The organism is Streptomyces kurssanovii, from assembly GCF_040677245.1.
Lineage (GTDB): Bacteria > Actinomycetota > Actinomycetes > Streptomycetales > Streptomycetaceae > Streptomyces > Streptomyces kurssanovii.
In genome coordinates this window covers 114,018-126,956 of the sequence record NZ_JBFAQK010000004.1, presented here as the reverse complement: position 1 = coordinate 126,956, position 12,939 = coordinate 114,018, and the positions used below count along the sequence as shown (strand labels likewise).

Annotated in this window: 10 protein-coding genes; 4 read left to right on the top strand and 6 right to left on the bottom strand. The window is 73.1% G+C overall.

What is annotated here, in order from left to right; genetic code table 11:
- Positions 1 to 55: 55 nt before the first annotated feature.
- The 3 genes from AB0K36_RS05545 (at position 56) to AB0K36_RS05535 (ending at position 3,842) form a co-directional block, all read left to right on the top strand.
- Positions 56 to 817 carry an ankyrin repeat domain-containing protein gene (locus AB0K36_RS05545; RefSeq protein WP_364588696.1) on the top strand — a complete coding sequence of 254 codons (762 nt, stop codon included), beginning with the start codon at positions 56 to 58 and terminating at the stop codon, positions 815 to 817.
- A 79-nt stretch (positions 818 to 896) separates the two neighbouring features.
- Positions 897 to 2,894 (top strand): TerD family protein, encoded by a 1,998-nt coding sequence (locus AB0K36_RS05540; protein WP_364588693.1) that lies wholly within the window; start codon positions 897 to 899, stop codon positions 2,892 to 2,894.
- 285 nt (positions 2,895 to 3,179) lie between these two features.
- Positions 3,180 to 3,842 (top strand): DUF4142 domain-containing protein, encoded by a 663-nt coding sequence (locus AB0K36_RS05535; RefSeq protein ID WP_364588690.1) that lies wholly within the window; start codon positions 3,180 to 3,182, stop codon positions 3,840 to 3,842.
- Between the two features lie 232 nt (positions 3,843 to 4,074).
- On the opposite strand, the gene AB0K36_RS05530 is transcribed toward AB0K36_RS05535, so the two are convergent.
- A complete protein-coding gene (locus AB0K36_RS05530) occupies positions 4,075 to 4,575 on the bottom strand; it encodes a MarR family winged helix-turn-helix transcriptional regulator (RefSeq protein ID WP_364588869.1) in 501 nt (166 codons plus the stop codon).
- Between the two features lie 205 nt (positions 4,576 to 4,780).
- A complete protein-coding gene (locus tag AB0K36_RS05525) occupies positions 4,781 to 5,785 on the bottom strand; it encodes a PP2C family protein-serine/threonine phosphatase (protein ID WP_364588866.1) in 1,005 nt (334 codons plus the stop codon).
- A 312-nt stretch (positions 5,786 to 6,097) separates the two neighbouring features.
- On the opposite strand from AB0K36_RS05525, the gene AB0K36_RS05520 reads away from it, so the two are divergent.
- Entirely contained in the window at positions 6,098 to 6,598 is a 501-nt protein-coding gene (locus AB0K36_RS05520) for a nitroreductase family deazaflavin-dependent oxidoreductase (RefSeq protein WP_364588687.1), read from the top strand.
- 98 nt (positions 6,599 to 6,696) lie between these two features.
- Here the strand turns inward: AB0K36_RS05520 and AB0K36_RS05515 are convergent, their stop codons facing one another.
- The 4 genes from AB0K36_RS05515 to AB0K36_RS05500 all read right to left on the bottom strand — a co-directional run bounded on the left by AB0K36_RS05515 (position 6,697) and on the right by AB0K36_RS05500 (position 12,819).
- Positions 6,697 to 7,164, bottom strand: coding sequence for an anthrone oxygenase family protein (locus tag AB0K36_RS05515; RefSeq protein WP_364588684.1), 468 nt, complete (start codon positions 7,162 to 7,164; stop codon positions 6,697 to 6,699).
- Between the two features lie 255 nt (positions 7,165 to 7,419).
- A complete protein-coding gene (locus AB0K36_RS05510) occupies positions 7,420 to 9,030 on the bottom strand; it encodes a vWA domain-containing protein (protein WP_364588681.1) in 1,611 nt (536 codons plus the stop codon).
- 136 nt (positions 9,031 to 9,166) lie between these two features.
- Positions 9,167 to 10,054, bottom strand: coding sequence for an ABC transporter permease (locus tag AB0K36_RS05505; protein WP_364588679.1), 888 nt, complete (start codon positions 10,052 to 10,054; stop codon positions 9,167 to 9,169).
- On the bottom strand, positions 10,051 to 12,819 hold the full coding sequence (locus AB0K36_RS05500; protein WP_364588676.1) for an alpha/beta fold hydrolase: 2,769 nt from the start codon (positions 12,817 to 12,819) through the stop codon (positions 10,051 to 10,053). Before AB0K36_RS05500 ends, AB0K36_RS05505 begins: the two co-directional genes overlap by 4 nt.
- Positions 12,820 to 12,939 lie beyond the last annotated feature (120 nt).

The window sequence follows — 12,939 nt, the reverse complement described above, 5'->3', positions numbered from 1 at the left end:
GCCGCCTCCGTCACTTCGACCCCCGCCCCGCCCTCGCGTCAGCGACCCTGTTCCCATGCTGACCCTCGACTCGCAGGAACCGCTCGCTCTCGCCGTCACCGGGGCCGTCCGGGGCGGTGATCTCATGACGCTGGGGCGGCTGCTCGACGAGCATCCCGGGCTCGCCCGGGCCCGGATCGTCGAGGCGCGGGAGGGGTGCGGGCCGGGTGGGCGGAGTCTGCTGCATGTCGTCGCGGACTGGCCCGGGCACTGTCCGGAAGGGCCGCGGACGGTCGCGGCCCTGGTCGCCGCCGGCGCCGATCCCGGGGCGCGGTTCAGCGGCGCGCACGCCGAGACGCCGCTGCACTGGGCGGCGTCCAGCAACGATGTCGGCGTGCTGGACGCGCTCGTGGCGGCCGGTGCCGACATCGAGGCCGACGGGGCCGTCCTCGGAGGCGGTACGCCGCTCGCCGACGCCTGCGGGTTCGGGCAGTGGGAGGCCGCGTACCGGCTCGTCGAGCTCGGGGCACGTACGACGTTCGAGGAGGCGGCCACCCTCGGGCTGCTCGACCGTGTCGAGGACTACGTCTCCGGCCCGGCCACGCCGGCGCCCGACGAGATCACCCGCGCCTTCTGGGGCGCCTGCCACGGCGGGCAACTGGCCACCGCCCAGTACCTGCTGGCGCGCGGCGCGCACATCGATCAGGTGGGCCACGGCGGCATGACGCCCTTCGACATCGCCCGTGCACAGGACGAGCAACAGGCGCGGGGAGCCGGGGACGTCGTCGCCTGGCTGATCGACCAGGGGGCGCACACGGGGTCGGAGATTTCGGAATAGGGCATCCGCACGCTCCGCATAACGGGAGAAATCATCATCCAGGTTGAAGAAATTGTGAAGGTCGGACCATCCTTCCGCCATGACTCTCGCCGCCGCGGACCTCGATGTGTCCAACCTGCCCGCCTACGCCCACGATTGGGCGCTCGTCGACGTGGAGACCTCCGGTCTCGTGGCGCGGCGGGACCGGGTGTTGTCCGTGGCGGTGGTGACGGTCGGGCCGGACGGGGAGCGGACCGGGGAGTTCTCCACGCTGCTGGACCCGGGATGTGACCCGGGCCCGGTCCACGTCCATGGACTGACGGCCGAACGGCTGCACGGTGCTCCGGCGTTCGAGGAGGTCGCCCAGCGGATCGCGGGCATGCTCGAGGGCCGCGTGCTCGTCGCTCACAACGCGCAGTTCGACTACGACTTCCTCGCCCACGAGTTCGCCCGCGCCGGGGTGCTGCTGCCGGTCGCGAGGCGGCTGTGCACGCTGGCGCTGAACCGGCGGGTCGACCCGCCCACGCAGGATCTACGGCTCGGGACACTGGCCGCCCACTACGGCGTGCGCCAACTGCAGGCGCACGACGCCCTCGACGACACGCGCGTGCTGGCCGGCGTGCTGCGCGCATCCCTCCGGGAGGCCGCGCGGCTGGACCTGCCGCTGCCGTTCGTCGCCTGTCCGCCCCGGCAGGACGCGCGGTTCACCCCGAGCCCGCCGAAGACGCCCTGCGCCTTCCGCAACCCCGGCCGGATGGCCGTGGGCGGACCGCTCGTGCAGGGCATGAAGATCGCTGTCACGGGCGCCACGGCAACGGCCCGCGCCGAGTTGGTGGCCAGGGCCGTGGCCGCCGGACTCAATGTGATGGGTTCCGTCAGCCGGCACACGGGCGTTCTGGTCACGAACGACCGGTCCTCCGGTTCGGCGAAGGCGCGGCGGGCCGTAGCCGAGGGTGTGCCCGTCATCGACGAGCAGGAGTTCCTCAGGCTGCTCGAAGACGTACGGCCGGGCACGGCGCACGAGGCGTCGCCCCAGACCGCTCCCGCCCCCGAGAGCGCCGCCTCCGTGAACGCCGTTCCCGTGCCGGCCGTTCCCACCCCCGCCCCGCCCGTGAACGCCCTTCCCGTGCCGCCCGCACCCGTACCCGCCGCACGCGACTCCGGCCCCGGCGAGCCCACCGCCGACACGACCGTCCCCACCTCGCCCAAACCCACCTCGCCCGCCCCCACGTCGTCCCTCCCCGCGACCCGCAAGCCCGAACCGGCAGCGCCCGTAGCCGCCGCGCGGGCGGCCGATCCGGGCAGGCCGCTGCGCGGACGGCGGGTGCTGGTGCTCGGCGGGACGCACCCCGAGGCGGCGTCCGCCCGCGTCCGTGTCGTCGAGCTCGGAGGCGCCGCGGCGATCAACCTGTCCTCCGGTGTCACCGACGTCGTCCTGCTGGCCGGCGCGGAGGCCGACCGCCGGATGCGGCGGATCGCGACGCTCCAGATCCCGGCGTACGAGGAAGCGTGGCTGGACGCGCCCGTCGTCGCCCCCGTTCCCGCGTGGAGCGAGCGGCGGCCGGGCCCACAAGTGCTGCCGAGGGGCGGTGTGGTCGACCTGCCCGACCGCCGCGCCGGGTCCCTGTGGAGCGTCAGCGCCACGTGGGCGCAGCAGACGACCTGCGAGATCGACCTCGTCGCGTTCCTCGTCGACGAGGACGACCAGGTGTCCTGCGACGAGCACTTCGTGTTCTACGGAGCGCCGGAAAGCCCGGACGGAGCCGTGCGGCTGCTGACCGACGGCCCGACGGAGCAGACCGTCACCGCCGATCTGGGCGCGCTGCCGCCGGCGGTCAGGCGGGTCGTCGTCGCGGCGGCGATCGACGGCACGCCCACGTTCGGCGATGTCGGCGCCGTGCAGGTCACCACCGGCCCCGGCGGGAGCGCCGCTCCGCTCGCACAGGCCGCCCTGGACGCCGCCACCACGGAGCGGACGCTGCTGCTGGCCGAGCTCTACCGCCGCGGACCGCTGTGGCGCTTCCGAGCCGTGGGCCAGGGCTACGACCATGGGCTGGCGGCGCTCGCCCGCAGCTACGGAGTGGATGTCGCGGACTGACACGGAGCGACACCCGGACCGATCAGGCAGGGGGCGCCACCGGGCGCCCCCTCACCCTCGCCGCAGACGCCCGTCACACGCCCTCGGACCTCACCTCTCGTCACACCCCGTACGGCCCTTACGTACGGCGCGCGTTGAACATCCCGGCTCGCGCGTCCGTACTGACCTCTGCGTGCCGTGCCAGCCGCCACAACAGCTCCCGAATGCCATCTGCCATTTTTCTCAATGCCGAGCCGGGAGGCATCAATGCATTCGAACCGACGTGCAGCACGCTCCAAAGTTTCCGTGCGGGTCGTCGCGATGGTCACCGCCGCAGTCGCCGCGGCCGCGCTGGTGGTCGTGTCGCTGCAGACGGGGAGCGGGGAGGCGACCGCGGGGACCACCGCGACGGGCGGGGCCGCCCAGCACGGCGCCGGTCACGCGGGCGCGGGATTCTCGGGGGCGACGGCCGCGGAGGCGCAGGGGCCGCAGAAGGTGACCGAGGTCGACCGGACGTTCCTGGTGAAGGTGCGGCAGGCGGGGCTCTGGGAGATCCCCGCGGGGCGGCTGGCCCAGACGCACGCCTCCAGTGAGGCCGTGAAGCGCGCCGGGCTGCATCTTCTCGACGGTCACAGCAAGCTCGACCAGCTCGTGCGCGAGGACGCCAAGATCCTCGGGGTGCAGCTGCCCAACGAGGCCACCGAGGAGCAGCAGGGCTTCGTGACACAGTTGGAGAACGCCCAGGGCGCCGAGTTCGACCGGATCTTCGCGAACCTGCTGCGTTCCTCGCACGGCAAGATCTTCGCCACGATCGCCGAGGTCAGGGCCGCCACGCAGAACGACCTGATCCGCCGTCACGCCCGTCAGGCGAACCAGACGGTGCTGGACCACATGGAGGTCCTCGAGGACACCGGGCTCGTCGACGCCGCGACCTTCGCGGAGGTCGAGGCGGCGGTCGCGCCGAAGTGACCCGGCGCACCGCCTCGGTGGAGTCCGGCGGACCCGGGCCTGCCAAGGGGAAGTAAAATCCCTTGCACTGTGCAATGCTTCTCGTGGTGGAGGACCCGGCTGCTCGCCGGCCTCTGCCCGGGAGCGGCACTGGCACGGTGACGCAGCTCGACCACCGCACGCCGGCGATGTCGACCGGGTCCTCCCCGCCAGCCGTTCAGCGGCGTCAGCGGCGGGGCCGCGGCCGCGGGTGTCAGCGGCCGGGCCGCGGCCCCGTGTCCGACCAGCCCAGCGGGTACAGCTCGCCGTCCTCTTCGGGCACCGCCGGTTCGCCACCGGCCTCCGTGAAGGCGGCCAGGGCGCCGATGAGCGCGGCCCGCTGCGACGGGTCGAGCCGTTCGACGATGGCCGCGATCTCCTTACGGCGCTGGGCCGTGACGTCCTCGACGATGCGCCGGCCCGCCGTCGTCAGCCGCAGCACCGTCTCACGCCGGTTGTCAGGGTTGACCTGCCGGTCGGCCAGGCCCGCCGCGATCAGCCGGTCCATCATGCGCATGGCCGTCGACGGGTTCACACCGAGCCGGTCGGCGAGTACGACCAGCTTGGCCGGCCCCTCCAGCGACAGCACGACCAGCAGCCGGAACTGCGGCAACGTCACCCGGTCCTCGACCGCGGCGAGCGAGCGGGCCGAGAGGGCGACGAGCAGCCGGGACGCGGTCAGCACCGCACGGGTCACGGCGTCGACGTCGTCCATCCCCCGCGAGGAGTACGAGGAGTGCGCTGGTTCGGTCATTTCTTCTTTGTACCGCGCGCCGCCCCGCTGCCGTGCGGCGGCCTCGCGCCAGGTTCCCCGGCCGGGCGCCGCCCCGCCCCCCGCCCACCCGTCTTTCGGTCCGCAGCGGCGGACGGCGAGGAACCGGGACCGACATGCCGACGACCCGCCGCGCGCCGCGCCCCCGTCACTCCCGGCGGTGGCGGATCAGCAGCATCGCGGCGTCGTCGTGCGGCGGCGCCTGTGCGTACTGCTCCAGGTCCGCGCGGAGTTCCGCCAGCGCCGCCTCCGGATCCTGGGTCCTCAGCAGATGGCCCCGCTCACCGAGGGGGTAGAACCGTCCGCCCCGGTCGCGGGTCTCGGTGACCCCGTCCGTGTAGAGGAACATCTGGTCGCCCGGCGCGAAGTCGGCGGTGAACGGCTCGGGGCCGGAGGTCCCATGGAGTCCGAGCCCGAGCGGCAGCGCACGCTTGGGCGGCTCCACGAAGGAGACCGTTCCCTCGCTGCGCACCACCATCGGCGCGGGATGCCCGTAGTTGAGCAGGGTCACGCCCTTGCCCGGCTGCAGTTCCGCGAGCACCGCCGTGACGAACTTCTCCCCGCCCTGAAGCTCCCGTTCGAGGGCCCGCTCGAGCCGCTCTCCGACGCCTGCCAGGTCCCCTTCCTCGTGCGCCGCCTCCCGGAAGGCGCCGAGGACGACGGCTGCCGTCTCGACCGCCTCGAGCCCCTTGCCCTGGACGTCGCCGACGATGACCCGCACGCCTCCCGGTGAGGTGACCACCTCGTACAGGTCGCCGCCGATACGGGCTTCCGCGACCGCCGAGGTGTAGGAGACGGCCACCCGCAGATGGCCCGCCGTGCGCGGCACGGGCCGCAGCAGGACGCGCTGCGCGACCTCCGCGATGGAACGCATGCTGGCGAGCTCGGCCTCCCGCCGCTGCCGCATCACCGCGGCCGCCACACCCGCTCCGGTCACCCCGGCCACCGAGGCCATGGCCGAGTACCAGCGGCGTTCGCCGAGCACCCCGTCGTAGATCCCCAGACCGAAGCAGAAGCCCAGCGACAGGACGCCGATCAGTGCCGTACGCCGCCATCCGCCCACGAGTCCGGCGAAGGCGGGACCGAGCGAGACGAGGGCGAGAAATCCCACGCTGGACCCGGCTGTCACGTCGACCAGGGCGACTATGCCCATCACCACGAACGGGAGGGCGGACAGCAGTCGGGAGTGCGACGGGATCTGCTCGGCCAAGTCGGACTCCGCGGTTGATCGGCTGGCGGGAATCGGTCTCCGTCGGCGACACGGCCACGCGGCAGCCGTGCGCGCGGAAGAGCGGCGCGTCGCCCCCATCGGCCTCGCAGCACTTTTAGACTATGCAAAGGTTGCACAGTCGAATCGTCCTGGTCCGCCCCCGTTACCGAATCGAAGCCGCTCTCAGAGAACTCTCAGCCCCCGGTCGCCGCCAAGGCCCCCACCCCCTCCGCACTGCTCACGAGAGGCAGGTACGTGACTTCTCCGCACCCCGAGCCGCAGCGTCCCCAGCTCCCCGTCGGTGTCGAGCGCTTCGTGGCCAGGCTGCCGGTCCACCTCTACCGGATCGGCCTGGGACCCCTGTTCGGGCGGCGTCTGCTGCTGCTGATCCACACCGGCCGTACGTCGGGGCTCACCCGCAAGACGGTCATCGAGGTGGTGGAGTCCGACCGGACCGGCGGATCCTGGACGGTGGCATCGGGCTTCGGACCGCGGGCCCAGTGGTACCGCAACCTCCTCCACACCCCGCAGGCCACCATCCAGGTCGGCCGCCGCTACTACCCGGTGACGGCGCAGCCGGTCAGTCCGGAGGAGGGCGGCCGGCTCATGGCCCGCTACGCGCCCCGCCATCCGCTCGCCGCCCGGTGGCTCTGCCGGTTCATGGGGTACGAGGTCGACGGCAGCGAGGCCGGCTACCGCCGGGTGGGCGAGTCGATCCCGTTCCTGCGGCTCGAGGCGGCGCCCGGCAGCTTCTGACGGGCGCGGCGACTCGCACCACGGACCCACCGCATCACCGGGTCCCGCATCACCAGGTCCCGCATCCACGGGCCACCGCGTCACCGCGTCACCGCGTCTCAAGCCGTCGCGGCACACACCATGAGCACGAACGCGGCGAGGGCGAACAGGGTGCGGACCAGGTGCAGGGCGTTCCACTTGCCCTCGAACGCGGCCCGGACCTCACGGGCGGGCCGTGGCGAGTTCTCGGCCGCCGCGAGGGCGTTGTTCAGCGGGACGTTCCCGGCGCTGGTGATGACGTGGCCGACGAACGCGCAGACGAGGGCGGCGATGACCAGCCAGCGGTCGGTGGCGGTACGGCCGTCGACGGGGACGAAGAGCACCGCGACGGGGAACCCCAGGCTGCCGAGGAAGGCCAGCATGAACGAGCCGCGTGGCACCTTCTCGTTGATGCGGCGCATGGCGGGCACGAACTGTTCGTCGGACAGGGTCGCGAGCGCGGGCATGATGCCCGTCTGGAAGATCACGAAGAAGCCGGCGTACAGACCGGTGGACACGACGGCAAGGGCGAGGAGAAGGGTGGCCATGCCGTTCATGATGGCCTGACACGGTGGGCGGCGCGCCGTGTTTTCGGTCGGCGTGGGGCGGTTCGAGGCCGGTTTCCCACCGGCCTCGAACCATCCTCGAACCGATCGCGATCCGCTTGCGAACCGTCCGCGAGCGGAACCCGCCGACGGCCGGTCAGACGCCCCGCGCCACGCCCTGCCGGCCGCGGGGCCGCCCCAACGCCCCTGTCCCGTCCGTGCCCTAGCCCTCGCCCTCGCCCTCGCCCTCGCCGGGGGTCAGTACCGCCCCGACCGCTGCGCCCGCTCGATCGCGTCGGCCAGTTCCTCCACGGCGCTGTCCTCCGTGGACCTCGCGAGCGCCCGTGCCCGGTCCTCCAGTGCGCCGAGGCCCGGCGCGCCCGGCACGGAGCCTCCGCGCAACGACTCGGCGAAGTACGCCGCGACCGCCGTGATCTGGAGCCGCTTCGACGGTGCGTCCCACAGGGCCCCGTCGATCGCGTCGGTCTCCACAGTGCCGCTCTCCTCGTGCGGCGCCCGCGTCCTGGGGTCGAGCCAGCGTACGGTCGCGGTGGCAACGTGGCCGCGCGCGCCGTCCCGCAGGCGTACCGCGTAGAGCGCCGTCACGGTGTGGCCGGGGCCCACTTCTCCGCCGTCCACGCGGTCGTCGCGGAAGTCGTCGTCCGCGACCTCCCGGTTCTCGTAGCCGATGAGCCGGAACTGCTGGACGGTCTGCGGGTCGAACGCGACCTGCGCCTTGGCGTCCCGCGCCCGCAGTTCGACGTGGCGGGGCAGCTGTTCGACGAAGACCTTGCGTGCCTCCTCGTCGGTGGAGACGTAGGTGGTGTGGCCGTCGCCCTTGTCGGCGAGGCGTTCCATCAGGTCGTCGCCGTAGTCGCTGCCGACGCCCACGCCGAACAGGGTGATGCCGTGCTCGCGGCGGGCGTCGTCGATGCGCTCGAGGATCGCCTCCGCCTCCGTCTCGCCGGTGTTGGCGAGGGCGTCGGAGAGCAGCACCACACGGTTGGTGGCGCCCTTGCGGCGGCCCTCCACGGCCTCGTCGTAGCCGGTCGTGACGCCCGCCTCGACGTTGGTGGAATCGGTCGGCTCCAGCTCGTCCACGATGGAGCGGATGCGGTCGCGGTTGCCGTCGAGGCGGGTCATGGGCAGCCGGGTCTCCGCCTCGCCGCTGAAGGTGACGACGGCGATGGAGTCGTCGTCACGCAGCTGGTCGGTGAGGGTGCCGAGCGACTTCTTCACGAGGTCGAGCCGGCCCGTCTCCGCCATGGAGCCGGAGATGTCGATCACGAAGGTGAGCGCGGCGGGGGGCCGGTCGGCCTCGCGGCCGGCGGGCCGGGTGGCGAGTCCCACACGGACCAGGGACCAGTTGCCGTCCTCGTATCCCTCGGCGTCCTGGGTCTGCGGCTTGATCTCGCCCGCACCGCCGCCGGCGCCGTCGCCCGGCCGGGCTCCGTCGACCGTCACGGTGAACCCGTCGCCCTGGGGCCGGGGATAGTCCTGCCGGAAGCTGTTGATGAACTCCTCAGGCCGCACCTGGTGCCGGCCCGGCGCCCCGCCCTCCTTGAGCAGGCGGCGCGTGTAGTCGTACGAGGCGGTGTCCACGTCGAGCGCGAACGTCGAGAGGTAGTCGGCGGGCGGCGCGAAGTCCCGCTTCTCCTCACCCGACGCGTCCCGGTCCGGCCCGCCCTTGCCCCCGTCCGGTACGACGGGCGCCGGTGCGACGTCCGGTGCCGGCCGGTACCCCTCGGAGGAGTCGGTCGCCGAGTTCTCCGAGCCGCCGCAGCCCGCGGTGATGAGCACACCGCCGGCCAGGGCGGCCGCCACCACCGCCTTGCCCAACCTCGTACGCGTCGCTGTTCGGAATGTCATCCGGACTCCCCCTCGTGTCGTCGGCACTTGTGACTGTGACGTTCGAGAGGGCCGATCGGGAGCAGTCGGCAGAGTTGCGGAAGAGTCTCAATGCGGCAACAGGCTCGGCGTTTTGCCCGTTACGCCCCGCATCTCCCTACGAGACGATGTCCTTGCGGGCGAAGTTGCGGAACGCGAGCGCGAACAGGACCAGCGCGTACGTGACGGAGACCGCGGAGCCCTTGAGCATGCCGCCCCACTCCAACTGCGGCTGGAGGGCGTCGATCCAGGCGAACTGCCAGTGGGCGGGCAGGACCTCGCGCCAGCCACCCAGCGCGGTGACGGCGTCGAGCACATTGCCGACGATCGTCAGGCCCACGGCTCCGCCCACCGCGCCCAGCGGCGCGTCGGTCTTCGTGGAGAGCCAGAACGCCAGCCCGGCGGTCACCAGTTGGGAGACGAACACGAACGCCACGACCAGGCCGATCCGCGCCAGGGTGTCGGCGGCCGCCAGCGAGCCGCCGGTGGGCAGCTCCAGCGGCCCCCAGCCGTAGGCGATCGTTCCGGAGACCAGGCCCACGAGCGGCAGCAGCAGCATCGCCGCCGCGCTGAAGCCCAGTGCCACCGCCAGCTTGGACCACAGCAGTCTGGTGCGCGGTACCGGTGCGGCCAGCAGATAGCGCAGGGAGGACCAGTTGGCCTCCGACGCGACCGTGTCGCCGTGGAACAGCGCCACCGGCACGACGAGAAGGAAGCCGGCCGACACGAACAGGCAGGTGGCCGCGAAGTTCGCGCCGGACGCCGTGGCGGTGTCCATCAGCGTGATCCGGCCGTTGTCCCGGCCGTCCGGGGTGCCGCCGATCGCGAAGGCCGCGATCAGGACGAGCGGCAGCGCGCCCAGCACCCCGGCCATCACCAGCGTCCGGCGGCGCTTCAGCTGCCGCATCGCCTCCACCCGCAGCGGCAGCGTGCGGCGGGCACGATAGCCGGGCGCGGATCCGACGAGCACGGGCCTCGTCGTGCCGGTCTCCACGGGCGCGCTCATGCGGAACCTCCGATCAGGGTGAGGAACGCGTCCTCCAGGCGGCGGTGCGGGCCCACGCCCGTCAAGGGCACGTCCAGGCGCACCAGTTCGGTGATCATCTCGGTGGCGGTCGCTCCGTCGAGCCGTACGAGCAGTCCGTCGCCGGCGCGGACCGCGGAACCGATCCCGGGCAGAGCGGCGATCTTCTCGACGAGCTGCTCCGGCACCTCGCCGTCGGTGGTGACGAGCAGGGTGTCGCTCTCGCCGGTGATCTCCGCGACCGGCCCGGCCTGTACGAGCCGGCCGCGGTCCATGACCACCAGGTGGGTGCAGGACTGCTCGACCTCGGAGAGGAGGTGGCTGGAGACGATGACGGTCCGGCCGCCCTCGGCGTAGCGGATCATCACGTCCCGCATCTCACGGATCTGCGGCGGGTCGAGTCCGTTGGTCGGCTCGTCGAGGATGAGCAGGTCAGGCATGCCGAGCATGGCCTGGGCGATGGCGAGCCGCTGGCGCATGCCGTGGGAGTAGGTGCGCACCGCGCGGGCCAGCGCGTCGCCGAGGCCGGCGATCTCCAGGGCCTCCTCGATGTGCGCGTCGGCCGCGGGACGGCCGGTGGCCTGCCAGTACAGCTCCAGGTTGTCGCGCCCCGACAGGTGCGGCAGGAATCCGGCGCCCTCGACGAACGCGCCGACCCGTGAGAGGACGGGCGCGCCGGGCCTGATCGCGTGGCCGAAGACCCTGATCTCGCCCGCGTCGGGCCGGATCAGGCCCATGAGCATCCGCAGTGTGGTGGTCTTGCCGGCGCCGTTGGGGCCGAGGAGGCCGAGCACCTGGCCCTTCTCGACACGGAAGGAAAGGTCCCGCACCGCGTACCGGTCGGAGGAGCGGGAGTACTTCTTGGAAAGGCCGGTGATCTCCAGCGGCACGTCGGCGCGTTCCGCGTCGGGGGGCGGTGCGAGGGTGCGGCGACGAGCGGTGAGCAGCAGGGCCGCCGCCACGACCGCGCCAGCGGCGGGCATCGCCCACACCCACCACGGCAGGCCGGCCGCCTGGCTCTTCACGGCGGGAGCGGTGGGCACCGCGAGCTGCCCGGCGAGGGAGACGGTGTACGTGGCGGGGGCGGCCGGGGACGCGTAGCCGAGGTCGGTCGCCGACAGCACGAGACGCAGCCGGTGCCCGGCGTCGACCTCGTGGTCGACGGCCGGCAGGGTCAGCCGGACCTCCTTGCCGGCCTTCGCGTCCTCGACCCGTACGGGGGCGACGAGCTGGGAGGGCAGTACCTGCTGTCTGCCGTCCGGTCCGACGTCGTAGACCTTGCCGAACAGGACGGCGTCGCCGCTGTCCGAGGCCACCTTCACCGTGACGGTGGGCGAGCCGGTGATCCGGACGGAGGTGTCCAGCGGCTTCGACGCGAAGCTCGCGAACTGGCCGGGGAAGTCCAGGGACAGGCCGACGCCCAGGGAGGACAGCGCGCCGGCGCCGCCGCTGAGGCCGGGAACGGCGGAGATGGCGGGCGGGGTGCCGCCCGCCGGGTTGGAGAACCGCTGCTCGCGTCCGGCGAGCGCGAACTGCCGGGTGCCGTCGGTCAGGCCGGGGTAGGCGGGGCCGGTCGCTCCGCGCAGCAGCGCCTGGCCGTCGGTGGAGTCGACGCCGCCGGTGCGGCTGACGCGGAAGGCGGGACCGGTGTCCACGCTCTTGTCCTGCTTCAGGTACCGGTCGAACCAGTCGCCGATGCGGCCCTCGACACGGCCGCTCTCCCGGTCGCCGCCGTCGTGACCGCCGGCGATCCAGTCGACGGACACGGGCGCGCCGTTGGCGCGGATCGTCCTCGCCATGGCGTCGGCGTGCGAGAGCGGGAACAGCGAGTCGGACCGGCCCTGCACGATCAGCGCGGGTGTCCTGATACGGTCCCCGACCGCCGAGGGGCTGCGGCTCTCGAGGAGCTCGCGGGCCTCGGCGTCGGGCTTGCCCGCCACGGCGACCCGCTCGTACATCGCGCACAGGGCTGGCTCGAACGGCCCGCATCCGGCGGGGTTCCGGGGGGCGGGTGCGGCGGTCCCTCCGGATGCGGCGGCCGCCTGGTCCCGTCCGGCGGGGGCATCGCCCGCGGGCGGGTCCTCGGGGGTCCCGGGCCGGACCTGCCCGTTTCCCGGGGCCGTGTCGAGTGAGGCGGCGGAGCCGGTCGAGAAGAAGATCCCTGCCCACAGCTTCTTGAAGACGCCGTCGGGGAACAGGGCGTCCGCGAGGTTCCAGTACGTGATCTGGGGGGCGATCGCGTCGACCCGGCGGTCGTAGGCCGCGCCGAGCAGGGAGATCGCGCCGCCGTACGAGGAGCCGCTCATGCCGACGCGCGGGTCGCCGTCGGCGTCCAGCGTCACCTCCGGCCGCTTCGCCAGCCAGTCGATCAGCCGGGAGACGTCCTTGACCTCGCGGTCGGGGTCGTTGAGCCCGATCTGCCCGGTGGAGCGGCCGAAGCCGCGGGCCGACCAGGTCAGTACGGCATATCCGTCGCGGGCCAGTTGCTCGGCCTGCGCGCGGACGTCCTCCTTGCTGCCGCCGAAGCCGTGCCCGAGCAGGACGGCGGGCCGCCGCTCGTCGCCGCCGCCGGTGAAGTACGAGGTGTCGATCTTCGCCCCGGGCATGCTGTGCACCCGGTCCTCGCGGTGCACGGCGGGCGCGGCGTCGTCGGCGACGGCGGTCCACGTACCGGCGCCGGCGAGGACGGCGAAGGCGGCGACGCCCGCGAACCATCGGCCCCGCAGCCGGGGAAGTCGGATCTCCATGGTGGAAACCCTAAGCGCACGGCGGCGCGCCGTCGGCTGCCGCCGGGTGGAACCGGTGCGCCTCCTGAAGTAGTACGCGCCGCCGCCTTCGTACACCGGCCGCGGTACACGACGCCCCCC